This is a genomic window from Burkholderia cepacia complex sp. TUM26381 (genome assembly GCF_057439935.1).
In genome coordinates, this window is the sequence record NZ_CM172007.1 from 1,721,261 (window position 1) to 1,746,125 (window position 24,865).

Consider the following 24,865-nt stretch of genomic DNA (forward strand, 5'->3'; position numbering starts at 1 on the left):
AGCGCGCGCCGCTTGGCAGCGCGCCACCGCCACACGATACTGATCACATGAACGAGAGGTTCATACCGGGACATCGCCCAGCCGGCCATCGAGCCGGCACGCGGGGTCTCTGGCGCAGGAGACCAGCCATGGCACATCGCAACTTCACCGGCCGGGACGGCCAGCGGCGCGCGTCGGGCAACGCGCGCGCCCTGCCCGCCCGGACCGGGTCGGCCGGCAACCGCCCGCCCGACGACCTCGACACCTTGCTCGCGCTCGCACGCGAGGCCGGGTTGCTCGTCACGCTCGACGGGCAGATCGGCCGCGAAAAGTACCAGAGCGTCGCGGGGTCGGTCCTCGCGTTGCAACGATTCGCGGCGGCACTCTGCGCGCGAAACGCAGCCGACGCGCCGGCCGTATCGGAGCCACGTCGCAAGGCGCGCCCCGGCTGGCCGCATGCAAACCGTCTGCGCAGTCGCACGTGCAGCGCATGCGCGCCACTGCATGTCGTACGCCCGCGTTCGCGGGTACGGCGCGGCGCAGCCCGCCGTCACGACCTGCGATCGATTCTTCGTACCTGCTGAACGCGCAGGCAGCCAACGCGCGGCACGAGGCCGCGCCATGGCCGCGCGCACCGCGACGTCGCTGCCGCACGAATGCAGCACCGGTGTGCCTGCGTGCATCTTCACCGCGGTTCGTATCGACACGACCGCGCGCCATGACGCGCCGCGCCTTGCGGCCGCCCATATAAAAAATCCTGCGGGGAAATGAATCCGACGGGGCCAGCCAGGCGGAAAGCGGACGGGGTGACTTGCACCCCGCCCGTCCTCCAAGGCAGCCATCGGCTGCCTACCCTCGTGCCAGAGAGTTCCCGGTCGGATGACGCGCCGGACAAACGCGCGGCGCGGCTCCCGAAAATGATGTGACGGCGTCGAATGCGACGAGGATCGTCGCGCGCGGCATGCGCGGTCGTCGTCGCACCTGCACGACAGACCGGCTGCGTCGCCGGATGTTCCGTCACTGTCTCACGCGATGTGCGTGCCGTTTCTGATGCAGGTCAATCCAACCCCGCTTCGCTCGCATCGACGCGCGATTCACCCGGCGCCGCGCACCAGCAGCACGGGCACCTGTGCGAGGTGCGCCACGCGCCGCGCCACGCTGCCGATCAGCCAGGCAGCGATGCCGCGGCGGCCATGCGTGCCGACCACCAGCAGCTCCGCGCGCCAGTGCACGGCATCGCGCATCAGCGCATGGGCCACGTCGTCGCTGGTCGGATGCGTTTCGACGACGCCGCGCTTGGTCGGATTCCCGGTCGCATGGAACAGCGGGCCGATCTTCGCGAGCGCATCCTCGCCCTCCGCGCGGTAGGCGTCCTCGAGCGCGCGCACCGGCACGACATCGGTCAGACGAACCGCGCGATCGATCACGTACGCCGCATACAGCAGCGTCGTCGGCGCGGCGAACCCGAGCCCGACGTGCACCGCGTGCAGCGACGGCTCGCTGCCGTCGACCGCGAACATCAGCCGCTGCAGCGTGCCGTCCGACGGCCGCGCATAGGCGGCCGGCACGATCAGCAACGCGCAGCGCGCACGTTTGGTCAGCGTGTCCGACATCGCGCCTTCGACGAGCCGCAACAGCCCGTGATGCGGATTCGCACCGACCACCAGTACGTCCGCGTGCCACGTCGACGTATCGTTCACCAGCGCATCGGCAACCGTGCCACCCGTGACCGACGTATCGACGATGACCTGCTCGACCTCGACGCCGCTGTCGGCGAACAGCGCCGCGATTTTCGCGCTGATGGCCTGCGCTTCGCGTGTCATGTCCTCGCGTGCGGATGTCAGCAACGCGTCGATGCGCGGAATGTCGGGCAGGACGAGACGCGGGTTGTCGATCGCGCAGACGATGCGCAATCGCATGCCCGGGCGTATCAGCGTGCGCGCATAGTGCGCGGCGGACAGGGATTCCGGCGTCGAATCGACAGCCAGCGCGATCCGCGCGAGCGTCGGGATGGACTGGGCAGGCTGCATGGCGAAGGCCTCCGTGCGTGCGCGTCGTCGCCGGACGACGACGGGAGCTTCGCGCGGAAGCGGCGCGCGGCGGCCGGACAGGCGCCGCGATCGCAGGGATCGGCGGGATGCCACGCGAAGCGCGGACAAGCGATGCGTTCGTTCAGCATAGGTCGTCCGGCCCGTGCGTGCATGATCGCGATCAACGATCGCGCGGCACCCCGCCCGCCCTGCTTACGACTTGGTCGGCACCGAGGCGGCCGGACGGTTCGCGTAGAACAGCGCGTACGCGATGCCGAGCAGCACGATCCATACCGGCCCGATCACGAGCGCGACGCGCGTATCGGGCGTGAATGCCATCAGCACGACGACCAGCGCGAGAAACCCGAGCGCGACGAACGACCCGAGCGGATAGAACGGCACGCGGATCGGCAGACGCGCGACCTTGTCGGCCGACAGCGTCCGGCGAAAACGCATCTGCGCGATCAGGATCACGCACCACGTCCAGATCGCGCCGAACGTCGACACCGACGTGAGCCACGTGAACACGTGCTGCGGTGCGAGATAGTTGAGCAGCACGCCGATCAGCAGCAGCGCGACCGACACGATCACGCCATACACCGGCACGCCGTTGCGGTTCACCCGGCCGAGCTTGGCCGGCGCCTGGCCTTGCTGCGCGAGGTTGTAGAGCATCCGCGCGGTGCTGAACAGGCCGCTGTTGCACGACGACAGCGCCGCGGTCAGCACGACGAAATTGATGATGCCGGCGGCGGCCGGGATGCCGAGCCGCGAGAACGTCATCACGAACGGGCTGCCCTGCGTGCCGATCTGGTCCCACGGATAGAGCGACATGATCACGAACAGCGCGCCGATGTAGAAAATCAGCACGCGCCAGAACACCGAGTTCACGGCTTTCGTCAGCGACTTTTCCGGGTTGCGCGCCTCGCCGGCCGTGAGGCCGAGCATTTCGACGCCGAGATACGCGAACATCACGATCGGCAGCGCGGCGATCACGCCGCTGATCCCGTTCGGGGCGAAGCCGCCGTGCGACCACAGGTTCGAGATGCCGGTCGCGATACCGCCGTTGCCGATGCCGAACGCGATCATCAGCCCGCCGCCGATGATCATCAGCACGATCGTGACGATCTTGATCAGCGCGAACCAGAATTCGAATTCGCCATACAGCTTGACCGCGATGAAGTTCACCGAGCCCATCGCCATGAGCGCCGCGAGCGCCCAGATCCAGTTCGGCACGCCGGGAAACCACATGTGCATGTAGACGCCGACCGCCGTGATTTCGGCCATGCAGGTGACGATCCACACGAACCAGTAGGTCCAGCCGGTCAGGTAGCCGGCGAGCGGCCCGAGGTAGTCGCGCGCGTAGCGGCTGAATGCGCCTGCGACCGGGTTGGTGATCGCCATTTCGCCGAGTGCGCGCATGATCAGGAAGATCGCGATGCCGCCGAGCAGATAGGTCAGCAGAATGGCCGGGCCGGCCGTACGAATCGCGGTGGCCGAGCCGAGGAACAGGCCGACGCCGATCGTCGCGCCGAGCGCCATCAGGTTGATGTGCCGTTCTTCCAGCCCGCGGTGAAGCTGGTCTTCTGGTTGTTTCAAATCCGTCTCCTGGCAGCCGCGAACGGGCCGCCGTCATTGTGTCGATGTCAATGCGCGACCGTTCATGCCGATTTCGGCTGCCGAAAACGAAATAATCTCCGCTGTCATTTTCCAAATAAGAAACGACGTGGATATTGCGTCAATCCGATCGGAATCGCCGCGGATTATCCGCACTTCCCGGAACAATCCGGAAAACGGATCGGGCCTTTCACGGAATACGCCCGAGCGGCCCGTGTGACGCGGCTGTGCACGTGTCGGGCGACAACGGGATCAATCGATTTCGGCGTGAACGAACACGCGTCGAATGTGCGCAATCGAGCGCACACAATATGCAGGCGGGATTATAGGGAGGATCAGCGGTTTCGTGTCAGCCGATTTTCGTAGGAATCGTTGTACGTGAAATGCCGGAAGCCGAATTCGAATGCGCGCGATGTTGCGCGCATTCGGAGGTTCAGATCTCGATACAGGAGACCGATTGCGACGCCACCAGCTTTGGCGGCGTCGGACATGCGCACCGACAGAGATCGTCGCTTAGCGCCGACTGCCGGCCATCCGGCCCGGTGCTCGAATGACGTGGGCCGTCGCACACGATCACGCCGAGTGTCTTGCACACCGGGCACCACACCGGATCGTGTTCATACGCTTGTTCGCGACCGTGGAGCACGTCCTGTCCGTCACCGCCCTGCACGATGCCACCGACCGTCGTCGTGTCGCCTTTCACAATGTCGTAGCGTCGCATGGCGCCCTCGCTCACACCGCGCCAGGACGGAGTCGCAGGCTGTTCAGCAGCGTGTCCCACGTTTGCAGGGCGCCAGTTTCGTCCACCGGGGACGTCGCTTCGTCAGGCTTCAAATCAGGACTGCTCGCACCGAGCAGCAACTGAATGGCCGTGTGCGGCTTTGCCAACGTGCTCGGATCGCCCGGCGCGAGCAGGTAGAAGCGGTAGGACGTGATCTCGCCTTCCTTCAGCGCGAACAGCACTTCTTCGGCATCCATCCCGGCCACCGTGCGTTTGCCTTGTCGCAGGATTCGGTAGCTGCCGCTCGATACCTGATCCATCTTCGCGCGCAGTTCAGGAAGCGTCTTGGTCAATGGTTGACCTTGGTCCTCGCTCATCGATTTGCGCATCTGGATCACGAGTAATGCCGGCCGTCCCGGCATCAGCGCGAACGACTGGCTGGCTTCTTCAGGATAGGTTGAAGACCCCGTGACGATTCCGCCATCGAAGCAGAAGCCCGATTCGGTTGGAACCGACCAGTTGTCGCGCGACTTGATGCGCGGATAGAGATCAGTATAAAACCCCTTGAATTTACTCAATGCATCCGGGCCAAATGATCCGGTTGTATGAAATATTTCCTCGCCGTCAAAAACGAAACCCTCAGATTTAAACGACAGCTTTATTCCATCGGTGTGTGACATCTGATAAACAAAAGCTTTGGAGTCGCCTCGTGGCGAAACCTCCGCTTCCAGCCAGGAATGATTCGTCGGTTTATTATTGTCGCTCGGATCGATACGCTTGTTTGTGATCAGGGATTTTTCCAAATCGCCTATTTTTGCTCGATATGTGGTAATTGACGCATTGTGTTGCGTCTCCAGTTTCTCTCCTCGAAACGCGTACCGCTGATTCGAGATTTCGCTTGCTGCAGGCCGGCCGAAAACAAAGCGGCCGATGCACCACGGGCGTGGCTTGGACAACAAGGGATTCGTCATCGTTGGTTCCACTGAAAAGGTCATCGAACAGGCGCACACGCCCATCATTAAGAACAGGAGTCGGCCAATTCTCGTCAACATTTCGGCTCCGGGGCATCTTGCGCGATTTGCACGATGCTGTAGAGGAGCGCCCAGCGCGCCCACGGATGGTTATAGCTTTCCTGATGCACATAGCCTCCTTGGTCAAACGCCATTTGTACGCCGTGAGCCGCGCTACCTTCTGCGCCGCGGGCTGGGGCCTCCGCCGACCAGACCGGCACCGTTCCGTCACCTAGCACGATGCCGTTTTTTGGGATCAGGCAGCGTCGCTGCCCGGCGGTAGTTTCGCTACCTTCTGCACCTCGAATTCGACCGTGACGTTGCGCGAACCCGAGCGAACGCGCAGCGTCCTGGTGTGAGAATCATCGTGTTTCTCACCGAGGAACCTTGCAGCGCGTAGCTCTTCCTCCGTCACGCCAGCCGATTTTCGTAGAGATCGTGAAGCGTGAAACCGGGAGCCGAATTTGAATGTGCGCGATGCCACGCGCGTTCGGAGGCTCAGATCTCGATATACGAGACCGATTGCGACGCCACCAGCTTTGGCGGCGTCGGACATGCGCACCGACAGAGATCGTCGCTTAGCGCCGACTGTCGGCCATCCGGCCCGGTGCTCGAATGACGTGGGCCGTCGCACACGATCACGCCGAGTGTCTTGCACACCGGGCACCACACCGGATCGTGTTCATACGCTTGTTCGCGACCGTGCAGCACGTCCTGTCCGTCACCGCCCTGCACGATGCCACCGACCGTCGTCGTGTCGCCTTTCACAATGTCGTAGCGTCGCATGGCGCCCTCGCTCACACCGCGCCAGGACGGAGTCGCAGGCTGTTCAGCAGCGTGTCCCATGTTTGCAGGGCGCCAGTTTCGTCTACTGGTGACGTCGCCTCTTCCGGCGCCATATCCGAACGTACCGCCCCGAACAGCAATTGAACCGACGTATTCGGTTTGGCCAACGTGCCCGGATTGCCCGGCGCAAACAAATAGAACCTATAAGCCGTGATATCGCCAGCCTTCACTGCGAACAACACCTCCTCCGCCTCTATTCCTGCAATCGTGCGTTTACCTTCACGCAGAATCCGATAACTCCCCGGCAACCTATCCAGTTGCGCTCGCAACTCGGGAAGTGTTTTAGTCAGCGATTGCTTCTGATCCGAATTCAATGCGTTTCGCATCTGAATGACCAGCAATGCGGGGCGCCCCGGCATCAGCGCAAAGGATTGACTCACCTCCTCTGTATAGACTGACGATCCCGTGATAATTCCGTTATCGATACAGAATCCGGTCTGCCTCGGAACAGACCAGTTGTCACGAGCCTCAACTCTTCTGTAAGTATCGTTATAAAGCTCGTCAACGCGCCCAAGAGCCGACGAACCAATTCTACCGACAGTATGAAACAGCACATCATCGGCGTAAATATACCCTTCCGTGTCATATGCGAACGTCACACCTTCGGTCGAGATCTTTTGATATACAAAAACCCGAGAACTTGCTGTCGGTGAAAGCACTTTCTCTAACCATGCATGACCACCAGCCTTGCCGCCACCAGGGTCAGTACGCATCTTTGACTTCAGACTAGTTTCCAAAGAGCTAATGTGTTCCCTGAAAACACCAGATGACACGCCGCGCCTGGCATCCAGCACGTCCCCGCGATATTGATATTTTTGATTGGATATCTCACTTGCTACCGGCCTATCGAATACGAATCGACCGATACACCATGGCCGCAACTTGGACCACAAAGGATTTGACATACTTGATTCCCCAGAATGCGCGACTGAATAAGCAGATATGCAAATGGCAAATAAAAATAGTCTTCCACCGAATTTCAACATGAAGGCTCCTTCACATTTTTTACGATCTGCACAATGCTATAGAGTAACGCCCATCGCGCCCACGGGTGCTCGTAGCTAAATTGATGAGGATAGCCACCCTGCTCGAATACCATCTGCACACCCTTGGCTGGGTCACCTTTTACACCCGGTTTGACCCCGCGCGCCTGGCTGCGAGCCGACCATACAGGCACGGTACCGTCACCTGGAATAATTCCATTTTTGGTATCTTCGAGCGAGATGCAGACGGCGCCAGTCCCGTTAGGTAGTTTCGCAACCTTCTGCACCTCAAACTCTACGGTCAGGTTACGCGCCTCCAAATGCACACGGACTTTCCCGCTGTATTTCCCACTGTACGAGTCGGAGAGAAAAGTCGCGGCGCGCAACTCGTCCTCTGTTACGTCCATCGGCACATTTCCGGTCCAAACCACTTTCCCCCATGAAAGTAGCTCGCCCAGCTTCTGGCCTTTCTCGATTTTTTGCTTGCCCGCAGCGTTCTTTCCTTCATCCTCCGGCATCCCAGGAGGCAATCCACCATTCCCATAGGACACGTATGTTTGTGCGTGGTATCTGTTGGTTATTTGGATTTGACTATCAGTTACCAAGCCCAGAGTGGTTACGAAGTTCTCGTAAACCGTCTGGCCATAACCCGCCAGATTGAGTCGCTCTTTAACATTCCCGGTGGGATCAAGCAATTCTTCCTCAGGCGCCAATCCATACCATTTTTTATTTGCATAGATTTCCTTGAACGCACTTCCATTCTGAGGCAATTGCATGACAGGATCACCATTGATTCGTGCAAATATCCACCACGGCTCCTTTTCGCGATAATCCGGCATTGGCAGCAACTCCAGCGCTCCTGGCGAATTTGCCGCTACCCCCGCAAAGCTCTTCGCCGTCGGTCCAGCAAGTGCACCGTTGATGAAGCTGTTCATCCCGCCTTCATTTCCACCACCGGTTCTGAACCTCTTCGCCACAATTGGCGCGCCCGTTGCAGGCTGAACGTTATGGAAGACACCGTGAATCAAATTCTCAGCGTCACAATTCGCGAGCGCAAACCGAGCCACCAGCCCTCCCATGGAATGCGTCAGTATGATCGCCTTGTCGCTATGATTCTCAGCGATAATCTCCTTGATACCCATCAGGCGCGTCTTTTTCTTGGTCTGCGGGTCTTCGTAATCGGAACCATCGACGACTTGTTTCGCGGAAGCGTCATTCGATTGTAGCCAGTTGTAGCCGATGGCATACACGCGATATCGGAATTTTGTGAAATGAGCAAACTCCAGGGAATCCAGTTCAATCGGACCGCCGCCACCAAAGGCGCCGTACTTTGCCGGATCGGTTCCGATCACTGGGGAAAGCGTCCACTTCTCGCCGTTGGGGTCGGGGTTGATCCAAGGTCCATGTGGCTCGCCGAGCATCTTCGGTTGATTCAGCGTTTCTTCGAGCCACGCCAATACCGGGTGGTAGCTTGTGCGATGGATCGAGCCCCAGCCACGTCGCCTCGCTTCTGCTTCGTCGATGGATTGCTCGGGCGCGTTGTTGTTGCCATGCTTGCCGACATTAATCGGCCCGAGCGGGGTAACTGCGGCGTTTTCCGGGTTGAAATCGGTTTGTCGCGAAGAGGGCCCTTGACACCATAACCCGATAAGAGCGGGCAGTGCTGCGAGATTTCCCAGCATGCCGTCCGTATTCGGCGCATAGAACATTTCCTCACCGGTCTTCTTGTTCGCTAAGAGCGATCCCATGATACCTGGTAGAAAAATCACCGGAATAATCGGTCGCACATCGCAAAGCAACTCCTTTTGCCGCGTATCGCTCGCCGGGGTGAGCGTAAACGTTCCATACGACGAGCCGTCCGGCGCAGTCCGCCCCATCTGTCGCACAACTTCTTGCTCGGCATCGTCGCTGAACGGCGAGTCGCCCCCTTGATTGCCTGCCTGATTGTCGCTCATAGAGTTTTCTGGATCAGTTTGAATCGTTCAAGAAGGGCTCACTCCGAGCCGTTGCTCGGGCTCGCGGGCGGTTCCGGTCGAAGCGCATGCAATTTCAGCGTCTCGATATCCTCATTTTTCTGTTCGGCAACGTGGCCCAACTCATTCGTCACTCCCTTGATACGAGTGCCGTCGCCCCGCACCAGTTCATAGGGGTGATTCTTCAGCACTTCGCCGGAGATACGATCGCGCAATACGTACGGATCGTTGAATTTGGTCTGCGGCAGGCTGTTCATATGCTGCGCAATCGAACTCGGCCCTTGCCTGCTGAGCGACGCCGATTTGATCGTGCGCGGACCTTGCGTGCCGTCTTCGATACCCGCCGCCACCCATCTCGTGTACGAGCCCCCCGCCTTGACGATGATTTCGTCGGCATCGAGCACAATGCGCTTGGCCTTCACGGTCACGTCTTTGCCCGCGTTGACGTTCACGTCGTCCGTATTGGCCGAGAGCTTGATCGGACCTTTCGCCGTGACGAAGAATGCCCCCAGTTTCTGCGCGAAGAAGCTGACCTTTTCCGCGGCCGCCACAACGAGCGACTTCCCCGTTGCAACATACGTATTCTCGTTACTGACGACGTTGACCTCTTTCTCCGCCACGATATGCGCCGAGTTGTCCGCGACCAGTGCAATGTCTTTCGGCGTCGATACCAGGATGTTCGGTTGCGCAAATCCGTTGGCGCTGCCGGTGCCACCGCCCGCCGTTATCCCGCCTGACGTATCTCCCGACACCGGGTGCCGGATATCCTTCGACAGCGTCTTGAGCGCGTCCTGTCCGGTTTGCAGCGATTCCGCCTGAGCGGTCGTGCTTGCGCTAGACAGCGATTCGATCAGCATCTCCGCCTGCTGCAACCGCGATCGCGCCTCTTCCACGCCCATTTGTTCGTCGTCGTAGGCTTTCGAATGGGCGCTGATGGACAATCCCTTACTGGCACGAACCGCACCGAACTCGTCAGCGTGCAGGATGAAACCGGCACCCAGATACTGGCCACGCGTGTTGCCGTCGTGCTTGATCAGGTAGCCCTGCGTCAGGGCCGCATAGCTTTTGCCGGTATAGCTGACCAGCCGCGTCCCGCTTTGATTCGTGGAATCGTCATGGACAAGCGAGTTGTAGGCGCCGGTCTTGCCGAACCCCTCCGACTGGAACCCGGACATCAACGCATTTGAATGCCATTGAGACGGCGTCGTGCCGCCATTGATACGTCCCAATACGAACGGCTTGTCGCAGTCACCGTTCCAGTAGCCGACGATGACCCATTCGCGCGCTCTTGGAACGTGAACCGCGCCGTAACCATTGCCCGTATCGGATTGAAGCGACGACAGCAATGGCGACGAATTGAAGGTGTCCGCCGGATTCTTGTGATCCCACGCGAAATGCACCCTGATCTGGTTCCGGTCGTTCGTCCACGCTTCCGCACCGTCCGGCGTCACGACGAGCGCATGTTCGATGGCCATGACCGGCTTGGGATGATCCAGCGGGCTCCGGTATTCGACCGTCGCGGGCTGCGCCTCGACTTCAAGCACGAAAAATCCTGCCGAGCCATCGGCCTCATGTCCGGGTGTATTGAATCGCTCGTGGTGAATTGCCTGCTGTTCGGCGAGCGTTGCGCGAAGACTTTGCGGAAACTCGACGATCTGTTGGCCGACCGGCACGTTGTTCTCGATGTACCAGCGCGCCTCAACGGTCAGAAACTCCCGCTTCTTCGCGTCGCCGTCTCCGTGACGGGGATGTCCGTTCAACACAAACCTCGAACCGGCATCGAGCCAACGCACGCCGCCTACACCGAAATATCGGCTTGCACGCGCATCCCATACCTGCACGCGCCGCCTCGCGCGCGCCTCACCCGTGTCCGAGCTGGAATATCCGTAGGCCGTCGATTCATAAACCGTCATCGGCGCGTCAGGAACGCTTTGCTCGGCGTTCTGACGAGGCTCGTCCACAACAAAACTTGTCGCGGCGAGTGCACTCTCAACCTGAAAATCGGAAGCGGGCCGCTTGTAGTCAAACGCACGTGACATGTATCGCGTGCTCTGCATCGTCTGCACGGCGGCCCAATGGGCGAAACCGTCGGACTCGTTGCTGTCGTTTGCGCGGATAAATTCGACCGGCTTTGCTTCAGGCAGTGTCGAGACGCGGTCCACGACGACGAGCGTCGTCTTGGGTGTGTCACCGCTTTCGTGGACCCAGTAGAAATACCAACCCTCGGCCTCAGCCAAACGGTTCACGAAGTGAAGATCGGATTCGCTCTGCCTGCACCATGAACGCTTGGCGGGATCGGACGACAGTGCGAAACGATACTGCCCGCGCAATTGTGGATACCGATCGAGCACGTCGGAAATGATTTCCCGGGCGTCTTTCTCGAGCCAGCCTTCTTCGTTGTGGGTTTTTTCAAGGAAGACCAGCGCCGACGAAAACTCGATCTGGTACGTCGAAAGTCCACCGTTTCCGCCCAGATAGGCGACCCGATGCACGAAACCATGGACCGGACGATAAACGGGAACGGCAAAGGGCGCAGTGACCTGCTGAATCTGCAGCGTAACGGGCTGGTGCATCAGCGACAGCAGCGCAGTATCGTCGCGTGTCGACGCAACGTCGATCGTATACGAATAATCGCGCCCGATTCTGGCCGATCCGCGTGCCCGTAATGGCACCAGCGTGTTCTTGCCAAGTGGCGTATCGAGCATCAACAGACGCCCCTGCTGCAAAACGCCCCTGTTGATCGCCTCACGGAGGTCGCGCGATGCCAGGTCCCCGAGTGCGGACGGTCTGATATCCATTGTCGTTTTCTCTCTCAGGTTCGACCGTCACGACAGCGACACAAAAACAGACGGTCAGCCGGTGGCGACGTAAAGTCGCTCTTGCCCGAGTTTATCTCAGATTAATGAAACTCAAGCGACGAACGTCAGGCAATCATTTACACGTCGCTGTCACCAAGAATTTGCGCGGGGTCTACTTTCAGCATTAACGCGAGCAACGATCAAATCATCGATCGACAAATTGGCAACGCCATATCAGGCCGAAGGTCGAACGCCCAACGCAATACCGGCAACACCTTTTCGCCGTCTACGATACTCAATGACTGCATGAATGAAAATCGGCGCAGTCAATGCGCGAGACGCAACTGCAGCGGGCGTTCCACCCGGGAAAACGACTGGATACAGGCTCACCGGCGTCGCGCAAGATAATCCGCAAGCGTGTGAACTTTGTGAACAACTGAAAACCCTGTCTGCGCTGTCCGCTGACCAACTGCGGGAAATGACGTCGCGGATAAGGTCGCTATCGTCGCAGCCTGAAAGGCGCGCGGCGATCTGTCCGGAAGCGGCGGTGCAGGTTATGAAGCCGTTAATCGAGGCGGCGTGGGGGCAACACGGCACGCGCTCGGGCGTGAGAAATGACCTTTTCGAGCGTCACTTGGACAACGTCGCCCGCACCGTATATTCGCCTTCGAGCGCACCGTGATCCGGCCGCACGAAATAACGCGATGCATCGAGATCGGCCGGCATCGGTTCGACCGGGAAGCCGTGCTTCTCCCACGCATCGAGGCCGCCCTTCAGCGCCCGGATGTTGTGGATCATCTTCTTGCGCTGCATCTTCGCGATCAGGCGCTTGGCCGTGGCTTCGTTCGGACACACGCAATAGACGACGATCGGCCGTTTCAGCAATTCCGGATCGAGCAGGTCCGGCGAATCGAGATCGACCGGCACCGCGCCGGCGATCCGGTACGGCTCGCGCTCGCGGATCGCTTTCGGCCGCGCGTCGAAGATCAGCGGCGGTTCGTCCGACGTCATCATCTCGACGAGCTGCGGCGGCGAGATGCGCACCTGCGCGAGATAGCGGCGGAACTGCACGCGGCGCACCCAGCGGTACAGCAGGAACGTGATGAAGATCGCGAGGAACGCGTCGAGGATCGTGCCGCCGCTCGCGCGCACCCACAGCACGAACTGGACGATCTGGTCGTGAATGGCCGCGCCGCCGACCAGCCAGAACGCAGCCCACAGCGACGCGCCAGCCAGATCCCAGAACAGGAACACGCCGACGCCGATCGCTGTCGTGCCGAGCAGCGGCGCCGACACGAGGCCGAGGCCGGGCAGGAATTTGGACAGCACGAGCAGCGGTGCGCCATACCTTTCGAATACGTTACGGGCAAAGCGCAGCGTCGTGTCGAGCGACAGCGAGAAGCGCACGAGGCCATTCAGCAGGCGCCGGCCGCGCGTGCGGCCCATGAAGAACCACAGCGAATCGGCCAGCATCGTCGCGCCGATCGCCGCCGCGAACATGCTGACCCAGGATGCCTGCCCCATTGCCGCCATCGTGCCGCCGAGAATCAGCATCGGTACGGCCGGCACCGGCACGCCGAGCTGCGTGATCAACACGCTCGCGAACACGGCCCATGGGCCGAGCGACGATGGAATAGCAATCGGAAAGTGCCACACGGCGGCGCTCCTGGAAGACATGCGGGCCGCGCGACGAGGCCGTCGGACGGCTGCGCAACGGTCGCCGCGGCACGTCCGCGACCGACCGGTGCATCACGCGCATTCTAAACGGGTTTGGCCGCGATCGCGCGGAACACCGGCCATCGGCGCGGGCTTTGCGCCGATGGCGGCACTTCCGTGACAGTCACACGTCGGGACGCGGCGCGAGCCGGGCGACATGCTCCGCGTAGTCGGGAAACGCGGCGGCCAGCGCGGCCGCATCCGCCAGCTCGAATTCCGAGAACTCGAAGCCCGGCGCAACCGTGCAGCCGACGAGCGCAACATGCTCCGGCGACGCGCAACGCGCACCGAACCAGCTGCCGGCCGGCACGACCGCCTGGAACACGGTGCCCGGATGCGTGAGCGGGTTACCGAGCCGGTGGATCGTCAGCCCGTCGCGCTCGTCGAGCACCCACACTTCGATCGGGTCGCCCGCGTAGAAATGCCAGACTTCGTCGGAACGGATCCGGTGCCACGACGAATACGCGCCGTCGCACAACAGGTAGTAGATCGCGGTCGACGCAGCGCGTGGCGCGCCGTCGGCCGGACGCACGACCGGATCGGCCGCGCGGTAGGTTTCACGGAAATAGCCGCCTTCGGGATGCGGCTGCAGGTCGAACTGGCGAATCAGGTCGGTGGCGGAAATCGGCATGGCGGATGACGTCGGTAAGGTAGGAAACCGGCATCCGGCGGCCGGCCCGGGTCATTACCCGTGCGACCGGTTCCAGCCGGATGCCCCTGCGTCGATCGCCGCGGCCATGCACGCGGCGAACAAGCGGACACCGGCCGATGCTGCCAGAACTGCATGCAGGGATGCAACCTCGCGCGTGCAATCCCGGTCCTGCGGGCGGGTTCGCGGCGCCCGCTTCCGGCGCGCTGCGACAGCGGCGACAGCCGCGCTTGCGCGCGAAGCGCCGGCCAGCGCTTCGCGTGTTTCATCGGGCAGATGTGCGGCACAAATGCATACAGCTGCGTCCTGCTCGGGCAGTGCATGCATCGACGCGTACCGCGTACGGCTACGCGGCCGCCGTCGCGCCCGGCTCGCCGTGCCGCACCAGCAACACGGGCCGGTCGGCCGCCCGCAGCAGCGATTCCGCGACGCTGCCGAGCAACAGCCGGCGCAGGCCGTGCCGCCCGCTGGTGCCCATCACGATCAGGTCGGCGTCGGCTTCGGCCGCCGTGCGCATCAGCACCGTCGCGACGTCCTCGCCGTACGCATCGAGCGCGCGCACGGTGCCCTGCACATGCTGCTGCGCGAGCACCGCTTTCGCATCGTCGAGCACCGGCGTCGCGGCATCGGTCGCGGCCGCATCGCCGTCGCGCTCGGCCGCGAAACCTGCGTCCACATCGACGAGTTGCGGCCGATGTTCGACAACATACGCGCAGGTCACTTCACCGCCGGACGCCGCCGCGATCCGGATCGCCTCGTTCAGCGCGAGACGCGCGCTCGGGCTGCCGTCGAGCCCGACGAAAATCCGCTTGTACATGGTCCGTCCCTCCGACCGGGCACGCGTCGCGCCTGGCGCCACGGCGGCCCGTTACCGCAAGCCGGCCCGATGCCGGCTCGCCTGCCGAACAGTCTGCCCCACGTGCCGACGCGCGCGTTGATGCGCGTCAAGCGCGGCCGGCGCGCCCGCTGCTTCACGCCATTTGCCGCAATTTCTGCTGACCCCATTACAAAAAACGTGTAAAACGCGCACAATTTCATCTTGAAAATAGTCGTTGCACGCAGCCGGTGCGAGTTTTCCCCGGTTTTGCCGCGCTGCCCGAGTGCCCCGGGCAGCCCGAACAACAGAATGGCCATCGAATGACCGCCAGTGGAACCCCGACGCGTGACGCCCGAGGGCCCACGCGCCTCCAGATCATGTTACGCCAGCCGCTCGCGGCCGGCGTCGTTGCGCTGTGCGCCGGCGCCGTGCTGTCGCTCGGCGTCGCGCTGCTGGTGCGCGAGCAGTGGCAAGGCGCCGTCCGTACGCGTTTCGAACGCCGCACGACGCACGTGACCGCGATGCTGCGCCACGAGTTGCAGGCCGGCGTCGCCGTGCTCGAAGGCGCGCGCGGCGCGTTCGGCCTCGTCCCGGACATGACGCCCGAGCAATGGCGCCGCTATGCGGAGACGCTCGATCTCGACAGCGGCCGCTCGCCGGTCCGTCAGATCGGCTATGCACCGCTGTCGCCCGCCACCCGCAGCGCCCTCGCCGGCGCGAAGCCGTTGCCGCCCGGTCCGCTCGCGGCCGCGGCGCTCAGCGCGCCCGCGTCGAACTCGCCGGTCGTCCGCTTCGGCGCGTCCGACGCGGCGCCGCTGACGCGCGCGCTTCAGACCAGCGACATCGCGCTCGGCGTCCACCCGGTCGACGACGATACCTCGCGCGACGCACGCACCCTTACGCTGTTCCTGCCCGTGACCACGTCGCCGCGCGCGGCCGCCACGCCGTCCGGCACGCGCGAAGCCGGTGCCGACGGCGTGCTGTTCGCGGCGCTGAGCCCGCGGCGGCTGGTGGAGCGCGCGCTCGACGCGGAACGCGGGATCGACCTGTGGATGACCGCAGGCGGCGATTCGCGCGCAATCGGCAGCCTCGAGACGACGACCGACGAGGCGTCGGCATCGCCCGACCTGCTGCGGCGCACCGACGTGCTGAATTTCGGCGGCACCGTGCTGACGCTCGCCTATTCCGCCGACGGCCGCCCGAGCGCGACCGGCGCGCAGCGCGCGGCCGGCACCGTGCTCGGCGCGGGGCTGATCGCGTCGATCGCATTCGCGGTGCTCGTCCATGCGCTGGTGCGCGGCCGCGCCGGCGCGGCCGCCGATGCCGGCGCGAGCAGCCGCGGCATCCTCAACGAGGCGCGGATGATGGGCATCATCCGTTCGTCGATGGAAGCGATCATCACGATCGACGAGAAGCAGACGGTCGTGATCTTCAATCCGATGGCCGAGCAGGTGTTCGGCGTGTCCGCGATGGAAGCGATCGGTGCGCCGCTGTCGCGCTTCATCCCCGAGCGGTTCCGCGCCGCGCACGCGAAGCACGTCGACCAGTTCGGCGTGACGGGCGTGTCCGAGCGGCAGATGGGCCGCCAGCGCGTGCTGTTCGGGCTGCGCGCGAACGGCGAGGAGTTTCCGATCGAGGCGTCGATCTCGCAGATCCGCGACGCGTCGGGCAAGCTTTATACGGTGATGCTGCGCGACATCACCGAGCGGCTGCGTGCCGAGAACGCGCTGAAGCAGTCGCGCGAGGAGTTGCGCGAACTGTCGGCGAACCTGCAGAACGTGCGCGAAGAGGAAAAGACGCGCATCGCGCGCGAACTGCACGACGACCTCGGGCAACAGCTCACTGCGCTGAAGATGGACCTGTCGGTCGTCGAGCAGCAATTGCGCATGCCCGGCCACGCGCAGCCCGGCGAAGGCGTGCAGTCGCACCTGCAGGGCATGCGGCGGCTGATCGACGCGACGGTCGCGTCGGTGCGGCGCATCGCGGCCGACCTGCGGCCGGTGATGCTCGACGATCTCGGCCTCGTGCCGGCGATCGAATGGCTCGCGAACGATTTCACGAACCGCTACGGCATCGATGTCGAGCGCCACATCGAAACCGGCGGCCTCACGTTCACCAGCGCAGGCGCGACCACGCTGTTCCGCATCGTCCAGGAAGCGCTGACGAACGTCGCACGCCATGCGGATGCGACGCGCGTGGCGCTGCGGCTCGACATCGAGGAAGGCTTTTGCGTGCTGCGCGTCGCGGACAACGGCCGCGGCGCGGCGCCCGGCGGTCCGGCCCACGAGGACAAATCGTTCGGCCTGATCGGCATTCGCGAACGCGCACACATGCTGGGCGGCACCGTGACGATCGACACCGCGCTCGCGCGCGGTTTTTCGATTACCGTTGCATTTCCGCTCAGCACCGTTCAACAGGAAACGCTCATCACATGATCAAGGTGCTCATCGCCGACGACCATACGCTCGTACGCGACGGTCTGCGGCACATTCTCCAGAACGCCACCGGATTCGAGGTGGCCGGCGAAGCCTGCGACGGCCCGTCGACGATCGCGCTCGTGCGCGCGACGCCCGCGCAGGTGCTCGTGCTCGACCTGTCGATGCCGGGCCGCAACGGCGTCGAACTGATCAAGCAGATCAAGGACGAGAAGCCCGCGCTGCGCGTGCTCGTGCTGACGATGCACGCGGAGCAGCAATACGCGGTGCGCGCGTTCCGCGCGGGCGCGTCCGGCTACCTGACGAAGGAAAGCGCGAGCGCGGAGCTGGTCGGCGCGGTCACGAAGGTGGCGTCGGGCGGCGTTTACGTGAGCCTCGCGATGGCCGAGCAGTTCGCACAGAGCCTGAACGAGCCGGCCGAGACGCTGCCGCACCAGCGGCTGTCCGACCGGGAATTCGACGTGTTCCGGCGCATCGCCGCCGGCCAGACGCTGACCGAGATCGCGAACGCGCTATGCGTGAGCGCGAAGACGGTCAGCACCTACAAGACCCGGATCCTGGAAAAGATGCAGATGCCGCACGAAGCGGCACTGGTGCGTTACGCGATGCGGCACAAGCTGCTCGACGAAACGGACGACGTCTAGCCCGGTATCGCGGGCCCGGCCGGGCCCGCGCATGCCCTTTACTTCGCGGGCACCGGGCACGCGAGGTCGCCCTCCTCGCAGGACAGATAGCCCTTCAGCGTTTCGGTGCGCGCTTTCGTCAGATCATCGAGGCAGGTCGATACGACCATCGGGTACACGCTGCCGCCCTCTGCGTTCGCGCTCGAGAAATTGCATTCGGCATCGCGGTACGCAATCCATGCGCGCTGCGCATTCACGAGCTTGTCGGCGAGCGGCCGCGCATCGCGCAGGCGCCCGGTCACAGCCTGGTAGGTCCGGTTCAGCTCCCCGTCGGATTTCTTGTACGCGCGATCGGCACACGCCGTCATCGTCGCCTGATCCGTCGCGTCCGCACAATTCGCTTGTGCATGGGCGACGTTCGCCAGCAGCGCCAGCGAGCACAGCAGACCGGTCAAGACACGCATGGATGCTCCTTGTTGTTCGTTGAAATGTGGAACCCGGTGCCGGGCCGGTTGCCCTGCCGCGCCTCGGCGCGCGGCGACACCGTCCGCGATGCTAGCGCACGCGCGAACGGTTGTCAGCCGGCGCCTTGCATATCGGCCCCGCACGCCTACACTGGAAAATCGATACGCCGTTTCAGGCCGCGCTATCGCATCCATCCCGTCTTCGCTTCCGCCGCATTCCTCAGCGCATTTCGCGTTCGCGACGCCGAGCGGGCGTGACGTTTCGTCAGCCGGTTTCCTCCGCCCAGCACAACGCGCAAGCGCCGTCGCTCACCTGGAGGAAATCATGAGCTATCACCTGGAAGGCCGTCTGCTCGAGGTCTGCAACTGTCGCGTGCTGTGCCCGTGCTGGATCGGTGAAGATCCGGATTTCGGCGTCTGCGACACCATCGTCGCCTGGCATGTCGACAAGGGCACCGTCGACGGCGTCGACGTCGGCGGCAACACGATCGCCGCCGTGTGCCGCGTGCCGGGCAACATCCTGCAAGGCAACTGGACGGCCGCGATCTTCGTCAGCGACACGGCGTCGGAGGCGCAGGAACAGGCGCTGCTCAAGGTCTATACGGGCCAGGCCGGCGGCCCGATCGCCGAGCTCGCGAAACTGATCGGCAAGGTCGTGTCGGTCGAGCGCGCGCCGATCACGTTCGATGTCGTCGGCGCCCGCGGCACGCTGTCGATCGGCACCGACTACCACGCGGAACTCGAGCCGTATCTCGGCCCGACCGGCGCGCAGACGACGCTGGCCGACACGGTGTTCTCGACGGTACCCGGCGCCCCCGTGTTCGTCGGCAAGGCGCCCGTCTACCGGTCGAAGAACGCGGCGATCGGCATCGACGTCGATCTGAAGGATCACAACGCGCTGCAGAGCACGTTCCTGTTCGACGCATGAATCACGATCGTACATAAACGGCCATGGCCGCGCGGTTGCACCGGCGCCTGTTTCCGTTCGTGCTCGCGAGCCTCGTCGGGTTTGCGTGGGTCACGCTGTGGGCGTGGACGCGCAGCCCGTACGGGCGTTATCTCGAACACGGCGACGACGCGTCGTCCTTGCCGTTCAGCACGCTGTGCCGCGCGCTGCCGGGCGGGGCACTGTGGCTGCCGGCCGCGTTCGACGCAGCAGCCTGGACGCTGATGATCCTCGCGATGATGCTGCCGACGACGCTGACGCTGTTCGACACATTCGCGCGCGTCGTGTCGGGCCGCCCCGACCGCACGTGGCTGCTCGCCCTCGTCGGCCTCGGCTACGTCGCGGCATGGAGCGGCTTCGGTCTCGTCGCGCACGGCCTGCACGCGCTGCTGCTGACCGGTGTCGCACACGTGCCGGCGCTTGCGTGGCGCGGCTGGTTGATCGGCGCGGCCGTCTTCGCGCTCGCCGGCGCGTTTCAGTTCAGCGGATTGAAGGCGCGCTGCCTCGAGCGTTGCCGCACGCCGCTCGGTTTCGTGATCGGCCACTGGCGCGGCCGCACGCCGTGGCGACACGCATTCGCGCTGGGCGCGAGTCACGGGCTGTTCTGCGTGGGGTGCTGCTGGGCGCTGATGCTGCTGATGTTCGTCGTCGGGGCCGGCAGCCTCGGCTGGATGCTGGCGCTCGCCGCGCTGATGGCCATCGAGAAGAACGCCGTGTGGGGACGGCAACTCACCGCGCCGCTCGGCGCCGCGCTGTTCGGCGCGGCCGTGCTGATCGTCGCCGGCCACGCGTGAGCCCGCGATGCGTCCGCCCGCTTCCGCACTCGCGTCGAACATGCGGCCGGGCGTGCGCGTCGCCGCGCTGACGTCGGTCGCGATGCTTGCATTCGCATCGAATTCGCTGCTGTGCCGGCTCGCGCTGCAGGCCGGACGGATCGACGCGGCCAGTTTCGGCAGCGTGCGCCTCGTGTCGGGCGCGCTGATGCTCGCGCTCGTCGCGCGCGCAGGTGCGCGGCGGCCCGCCCAGCCGGCGGACTGGCCCGCGGCGGCGATGCTGTTCGCGTACGTCGTGTGCTTCTCGTTCGCGTACCTGACCGTCAGCGCCGCCACCGGGGCGCTGATCCTGTTCGGCGCGGTGCAACTCACGATGTTCGCGGCGGGATGGCGCGGCGGCGAACGGTTCGCTCCCCTGGGCTGGGCCGGATTTGGCGCGGCGCTGGCCGGGCTGCTGTATCTCGTCTCGCCGGGGCTGGCCGCGCCGACGCCGAGCGGCGCCGCGCTGATGACGGTCGCCGGTATTGCGTGGGGCATCTATTCGATACGCGGCCGCCGGACAACCGATCCGGTCGCGGCGACCGCCGGCAATTTCATGCGGGCCGCGCCGCTGGCGCTCGCGTTGAGCGTCGTGCTCGCCGCCCGCATTCACCTGACGCCGGCCGGCATCGTGCTCGCCGTGCTGTCCGGCGCACTGACTTCCGGGATCGGCTACGTGATCTGGTACGCCGCGCTGCGGTACCTGACCGCGATGCGCGCCGCGGCGGTCCAGTTGTCGGTGCCGCCGATCGCCGCATGCGGCGCCGTGCTGTTTTTGTCGGAACAGCCGACCTGGCGGCTCGCGCTCGCGTCGGCCGCGATCCTCGGCGGCGTCGCCGCCGTGCTCGCGAGCCGGGCCCGCAGGGCGGACGTCGCGCCGCCGTGACGCGAATCTCGCGTCGTACCGCGACCGCCCCGTCCGCGATGCCAGCGCGTACGGCGGACAGTCAGCCGGCGCGTCGGTCATGCGCGCCGCAGGATGTCCGCGACCGATTCGGCCGACGGCAATTCGTAGGTCCGCCAGATCAGCATGCCACGCCGGTCGATCACCTGGACCTGGGTGCTGTGATTGTCCAGTCCCGTGAGACCACCGCCGAACAACGCCTGCAACACGTCGACATCCCGCAGCTCCGGTGCGGCCGCGATCCAGCCCGGCCCCGCGTGGAAACGCGCGAGCCACGCGCGCATCCGCGCGGGCGTGTCCTCGAGCGGGCTGATGCTGAGCGACAGCAACTGCACGTCGCGGTGTCGGTTCGAACCGAGTAACCCTTGCACGCGCTGGAACACGGCTCCCTGGATCGGACAGGTCGACGAACAGCTCGTGAAAAACAGCTGCAATGCGCTCACCCGGCCGTTCAGCAAAGTGTGCAAGCGGGTCGCGCGGCCGTCCGCTGTGCGCACCGGCACGTCCGGCACCGGTACCGACGGCGTGACACGCCCGCCGTGATAGCCGACGATCGGCGCGGCGCGCGCCGCGCCGGGCCGCAGCGCCGCCAGTGCGAGCGCGGCCAGCCACGCGCGCCGTTGCCGGGCACGCTCATCGAATGTGCTCACGTCACGCCTCCATTCAGATATCGCCACAGCGCGGTGCAGTCGCGCTCGCTGAGCGTGTAGCGCGGCATCGCGACGTTGATCAGGACATAGGCCGGATCGAGCCCGGTGCGCAGCAGCGCGCAGAAGGCGTCGCGATCGTAGCGCGTCGGCGGGCCGCCCCGCCGGGCGCGCAGCGCGGTCAACCCGTCGGGCGTGAGACGCGGCGCAAGCGAGTTCGGCACGGCCGGCCCTGCGCCCGCCGCATGACAGTTCGCGCAGTGCACCACCTGCGGCGGCAGACTGTCCGGATGGGTCGACAGCCGCCCGTGCAGCGGCGCCTCGCCGCCGAAAAGCGCGTGGCCGCGTGTGACGTCGTCTGCCGCGGCAGCGCGCCCGCCGGACATTGCCGTGACGATGCCGGCAGCCGCCACGCAAGCGGCGATCCGCCGCCCGAATCGCGACGGAGGCGTCACGAGATCTGCAGCGACGTCGATACGCTCGGCACGCCGTTCGCATCGAGCGCGAACAGCATGTAATAGCCGGGCAGCACGACGCCCGCGTCCGACGGGATCGCGAGCCGGTACGACGTTCCGGTCACTGCCGCGATCGACAGCGGAATGCGGCGCTGATCGTTGTTCGTCGTATGCGTCACCGACGACAGGCGCATCAGCACGAACGACGCGACCGGGCCGCGCGTCGCGACATCGATCGACGCGCCGCGAGTCGCCGCCGCAGGCGCGCTCGCGATCGCGGGCCGCGCGGCCGGCGAGCCGTCCGCATTGAGCAGGTAGGGCGGTGTGAGGATTTCGGCGTTCAGGTGATTGGTCGCGCAGCCGCTGCCGCACTGCCCTCCGCCGCCGGCGAACACACGGCCGTCCGGCAGCAGAATCGCGGTGCTGTGATAGGTGCGCGGCGTCTGCATCGGCTTCAGCAGGTTGAAGCGCCGGGTCTTCGGACTCCAGATCTCCGGAACCATGATCGCCGTGGTGTCGGTGAACGGCATCGGCAAGCTCTGGCCGCCGATCATCACGATGCTGCCGTCCGGCAGGATCACGCTGTTCGCGAACGCGCGCTGGTAGGTCATCCCGTTCAGCCGTTGCACCGCAACCGGCTGGTTCGGCCCGCGCGTGATGTCGATCTCGTAGACCGCGTTCGACGCATAAGTCGACGCGCTGCCGTTCTGCTGGTACGACTTCGCGCCGCCAGCCTTCAGGATCTTGCCGATGTCGTACAACGACGCGGTGCCGTTGATGCTGTACGGGTCGGTCCCGCGCGTGCCGGCGGACTGGATTGCGCCGCTGCCGGTGGTCGAGATCCAGTTCATCTGCGCACTGGGGCCGGCGTGGAACACGCTGCCGTTGCCCTGCGCAAACAGCCACAGGTGGTTGTCGCCCCGGTAGATGCCTTGCGGATCAGGGCCAACGATGCCGGTTTCCGGTACGCCGGGCAACACCGTCCAGCTGCCGCCGTTCCAGATCTCCGCGCTCTTGCCGCCCTGGCCACCGCTCCACGAACCGCCGAGCGTCAGCACCGAGCCATTCGACAGCAGCGTGTCGCCCTGATAGCCGCGCGGAATGTTCATCGTCGCCGACGCACTCCACGTGTTGCTGTTCCAGTCGTACAGCGTCGTCTTCGGGCTGCTGTCGCCGCCGTTGACGAGCAACCTGCCGTCGGACAGCATCGCGGTGCCCGGGCAGAACATGTCCGAGCCCGCGGATGTCTCCAGGAACTGCGTTGCCCGGTTCGTCGCCGGATCGAACAGCGCGGTCTGCGTCTGCGTAGCCTTGCTGCCGACGTCATTCTGGAAGCTGAGGGTCTGGTCCGCCGACCACATCACGAGCTTGCCGTTCGGCACGTTCGCAATCCCGATCGGATTGACCGGCAACGGAATGACGGCACTCCACGCGGACGGCAGCGTGACCGGGAAACTTTGCGGCAAGCCAAGCGTAAACTGGTCGTTCAGCGCACCCGCGCCCTGGCACGGGTACTGGATCAGCGCGGCGCCGTCCGACAGCGCCCCGCCGCTCACGTTCAGGCACATTCCGCTCGCCACCGACATGAGCCGGTAGTACGAGCCCGACGCGGCTGCGACGGTCCACTGGTCGTTCGTCTGAGCATCGCCCTGGCATGGATACTGGATCACCGGCGTTCCGCTCCCGCCGGCTCCGCCCGCCACGTTCAGGCATTGCCCGGTGCGCTGGGACACGACGTGGTAGCCGCTGCCGGCCGGCAGCAACGACCACCCTGCATTGCTCTGGGTCGAGCACGCGCCTTGCACGATCGCCGCGCCCGCCCCGGTCGAGTTGCCGCTGATCGTCAGGCAACGGCCGCTGCCCGCGGACGCGATGTTGGAGAACGCGGCGACGGGTAGATACAGGTTGAACTGATCGTTCAGCGCGCTGGCGCCCTGGCACGGATACTGGATCAACTGCGCGCCAGATGCGCGCGAGCCGCCATTGACGTTCACGCACATGCCGCTCGAGACCGACACGATCCGGTAGCTTGCCCCGACGGCCGTGATGGTCCATTGGTCATTGGTCAGGCTGTCGCCCTGACACGGATACTGGATCAGCGGCGTGCCGCTGGTGCGCGAGCCGCCCGGTACGTTCAGGCACAGACCGCTGCCTTGCAACACGATGTGATAGTTGGCGCCGACAGGCACGAACGACCACGTCGTGTTGCCTTGTCCCGCACACGAGACCTGCACGATGCCCGCGCCGGATGCGCCCGAGTTGCCTGCGATCGCGACGCACTGGCCGCTGTCTGCCGACACGAGGTCCGAATAGGCAGCCGTGACCGCCGCCGCGGCGCTCGATGGCCACCACGCAACGAAAAACGACGCACACGCCCACAAGAACGCCTGTTTCCAGGCAAGCACCGACACTCGCATGATCCCCCCGTCGCTCGGTATTAATT

General features: G+C 64.5%; 22 protein-coding genes and 1 pseudogene. 7 read left to right on the forward strand and 16 right to left on the reverse strand.

Translation table 11 applies throughout. The annotated features are described in order from the left end of the window. Nucleotides 1-128: 128 nt before the first annotated feature. Together ACWMMN_RS24435 and ACWMMN_RS24440 are read left to right on the forward strand one after the other, a co-directional pair. Nucleotides 129-563: a hypothetical protein gene (locus ACWMMN_RS24435; RefSeq protein WP_059240594.1), complete on the forward strand. Its 435-nt coding sequence runs from the start codon at nucleotides 129-131 to the stop codon at nucleotides 561-563. A 37-nt stretch (nucleotides 564-600) separates the two neighbouring features. Then, nucleotides 601-750 (forward strand): hypothetical protein, encoded by a 150-nt coding sequence (locus ACWMMN_RS24440; protein ID WP_340624975.1) that lies wholly within the window; start codon nucleotides 601-603, stop codon nucleotides 748-750. A gap of 323 nt (nucleotides 751-1,073) precedes the next feature. Here ACWMMN_RS24440 and ACWMMN_RS24445 read toward each other — a convergent pair whose 3' ends face one another. The 12 genes and pseudogenes from ACWMMN_RS24445 to ACWMMN_RS24500 form a co-directional block, all read right to left on the reverse strand. Continuing rightward, nucleotides 1,074-2,009: a universal stress protein gene (locus ACWMMN_RS24445; protein ID WP_174992199.1), complete on the reverse strand. Its 936-nt coding sequence runs from the start codon at nucleotides 2,007-2,009 to the stop codon at nucleotides 1,074-1,076. A 213-nt stretch (nucleotides 2,010-2,222) separates the two neighbouring features. Beyond that, the gene (locus ACWMMN_RS24450) at nucleotides 2,223-3,605 is read right to left on the reverse strand and encodes an amino acid permease (protein ID WP_059240596.1); all 1,383 of its coding nucleotides are present in this window, start codon (nucleotides 3,603-3,605) and stop codon (nucleotides 2,223-2,225) included. A 451-nt stretch (nucleotides 3,606-4,056) separates the two neighbouring features. Next, nucleotides 4,057-4,344: a PAAR domain-containing protein gene (locus ACWMMN_RS24455; RefSeq protein ID WP_059240597.1), complete on the reverse strand. Its 288-nt coding sequence runs from the start codon at nucleotides 4,342-4,344 to the stop codon at nucleotides 4,057-4,059. Nucleotides 4,345-4,355: 11 nt separating this feature from the next. Then, the gene (locus ACWMMN_RS24460; protein WP_174992201.1) at nucleotides 4,356-5,315 is read right to left on the reverse strand and encodes a T6SS immunity protein Tli4 family protein; all 960 of its coding nucleotides are present in this window, start codon (nucleotides 5,313-5,315) and stop codon (nucleotides 4,356-4,358) included. Between the two features lie 74 nt (nucleotides 5,316-5,389). After that, a pseudogene (locus tag ACWMMN_RS24465) lies at nucleotides 5,390-5,772 on the reverse strand (alpha/beta hydrolase); the annotation flags it as partial. A gap of 80 nt (nucleotides 5,773-5,852) precedes the next feature. Beyond that, nucleotides 5,853-6,140, reverse strand: a complete 288-nt coding sequence (locus ACWMMN_RS24470) for a PAAR domain-containing protein (protein WP_340624976.1) — start codon at nucleotides 6,138-6,140, stop codon at nucleotides 5,853-5,855. Between the two features lie 11 nt (nucleotides 6,141-6,151). After that, nucleotides 6,152-7,186: a T6SS immunity protein Tli4 family protein gene (locus ACWMMN_RS24475; protein WP_486423235.1), complete on the reverse strand. Its 1,035-nt coding sequence runs from the start codon at nucleotides 7,184-7,186 to the stop codon at nucleotides 6,152-6,154. After that, nucleotides 7,180-9,138, reverse strand: coding sequence for a lipase family alpha/beta hydrolase (locus tag ACWMMN_RS24480; protein WP_226195999.1), 1,959 nt, complete (start codon nucleotides 9,136-9,138; stop codon nucleotides 7,180-7,182). Before ACWMMN_RS24480 ends, ACWMMN_RS24475 begins: the two co-directional genes overlap by 7 nt. Nucleotides 9,139-9,176: 38 nt before the next feature. Continuing rightward, nucleotides 9,177-11,954, reverse strand: a complete 2,778-nt coding sequence (locus ACWMMN_RS24485; protein ID WP_486423236.1) for a type VI secretion system Vgr family protein — start codon at nucleotides 11,952-11,954, stop codon at nucleotides 9,177-9,179. Nucleotides 11,955-12,584: 630 nt separating this feature from the next. Further along, nucleotides 12,585-13,610 (reverse strand): DedA family protein/thiosulfate sulfurtransferase GlpE, encoded by a 1,026-nt coding sequence (locus ACWMMN_RS24490; RefSeq protein ID WP_059240600.1) that lies wholly within the window; start codon nucleotides 13,608-13,610, stop codon nucleotides 12,585-12,587. 184 nt (nucleotides 13,611-13,794) lie between these two features. Then, nucleotides 13,795-14,301: a cupin domain-containing protein gene (locus tag ACWMMN_RS24495; RefSeq protein ID WP_174992205.1), complete on the reverse strand. Its 507-nt coding sequence runs from the start codon at nucleotides 14,299-14,301 to the stop codon at nucleotides 13,795-13,797. A 364-nt stretch (nucleotides 14,302-14,665) separates the two neighbouring features. Beyond that, nucleotides 14,666-15,136 carry a universal stress protein gene (locus ACWMMN_RS24500; RefSeq protein ID WP_059240602.1) on the reverse strand — a complete coding sequence of 157 codons (471 nt, stop codon included), beginning with the start codon at nucleotides 15,134-15,136 and terminating at the stop codon, nucleotides 14,666-14,668. 320 nt (nucleotides 15,137-15,456) lie between these two features. On the opposite strand from ACWMMN_RS24500, the gene ACWMMN_RS24505 reads away from it, so the two are divergent. Together ACWMMN_RS24505 and ACWMMN_RS24510 are read left to right on the forward strand one after the other, a co-directional pair. Beyond that, complete coding sequence (locus ACWMMN_RS24505) at nucleotides 15,457-17,571, forward strand: PAS domain S-box protein (RefSeq protein ID WP_486423237.1); 2,115 nt, start codon at nucleotides 15,457-15,459, stop codon at nucleotides 17,569-17,571. Then, nucleotides 17,568-18,215: a response regulator gene (locus tag ACWMMN_RS24510; RefSeq protein WP_006483707.1), complete on the forward strand. Its 648-nt coding sequence runs from the start codon at nucleotides 17,568-17,570 to the stop codon at nucleotides 18,213-18,215. The genes ACWMMN_RS24505 and ACWMMN_RS24510 overlap by 4 nt, the downstream gene beginning before the upstream one ends. Nucleotides 18,216-18,253: 38 nt before the next feature. Here the strand turns inward: ACWMMN_RS24510 and ACWMMN_RS24515 are convergent, their stop codons facing one another. Next, nucleotides 18,254-18,658 (reverse strand): lysozyme inhibitor LprI family protein, encoded by a 405-nt coding sequence (locus ACWMMN_RS24515; protein WP_059240605.1) that lies wholly within the window; start codon nucleotides 18,656-18,658, stop codon nucleotides 18,254-18,256. Nucleotides 18,659-18,983: 325 nt separating this feature from the next. Here ACWMMN_RS24515 and ACWMMN_RS24520 point away from each other — a divergent pair, with 325 nt between their 5' ends. From ACWMMN_RS24520 to ACWMMN_RS24530, 3 genes are read left to right on the forward strand one after another with little or no spacing between them, the layout of a single operon-like run. After that, complete coding sequence (locus ACWMMN_RS24520) at nucleotides 18,984-19,586, forward strand: DUF1326 domain-containing protein (RefSeq protein ID WP_059240606.1); 603 nt, start codon at nucleotides 18,984-18,986, stop codon at nucleotides 19,584-19,586. 23 nt (nucleotides 19,587-19,609) lie between these two features. Next, nucleotides 19,610-20,398: a DUF2182 domain-containing protein gene (locus tag ACWMMN_RS24525; RefSeq protein ID WP_059240607.1), complete on the forward strand. Its 789-nt coding sequence runs from the start codon at nucleotides 19,610-19,612 to the stop codon at nucleotides 20,396-20,398. A gap of 7 nt (nucleotides 20,399-20,405) precedes the next feature. Then, nucleotides 20,406-21,302, forward strand: coding sequence for a DMT family transporter (locus ACWMMN_RS24530; RefSeq protein WP_486423238.1), 897 nt, complete (start codon nucleotides 20,406-20,408; stop codon nucleotides 21,300-21,302). A gap of 77 nt (nucleotides 21,303-21,379) precedes the next feature. Here ACWMMN_RS24530 and ACWMMN_RS24535 read toward each other — a convergent pair whose 3' ends face one another. From ACWMMN_RS24535 to ACWMMN_RS24545, 3 genes are read right to left on the reverse strand one after another with little or no spacing between them, the layout of a single operon-like run. Continuing rightward, nucleotides 21,380-21,970: an SCO family protein gene (locus ACWMMN_RS24535; protein ID WP_486423239.1), complete on the reverse strand. Its 591-nt coding sequence runs from the start codon at nucleotides 21,968-21,970 to the stop codon at nucleotides 21,380-21,382. Next, entirely contained in the window at nucleotides 21,967-22,392 is a 426-nt protein-coding gene (locus ACWMMN_RS24540; RefSeq protein WP_486424096.1) for a hypothetical protein, read from the reverse strand. The genes ACWMMN_RS24535 and ACWMMN_RS24540 overlap by 4 nt, the downstream gene beginning before the upstream one ends. Before the next feature lie 26 nt (nucleotides 22,393-22,418). After that, nucleotides 22,419-24,827, reverse strand: coding sequence for an RICIN domain-containing protein (locus tag ACWMMN_RS24545; protein ID WP_425394785.1), 2,409 nt, complete (start codon nucleotides 24,825-24,827; stop codon nucleotides 22,419-22,421). Between the last annotated feature and the right edge of the window lie 38 nt (nucleotides 24,828-24,865).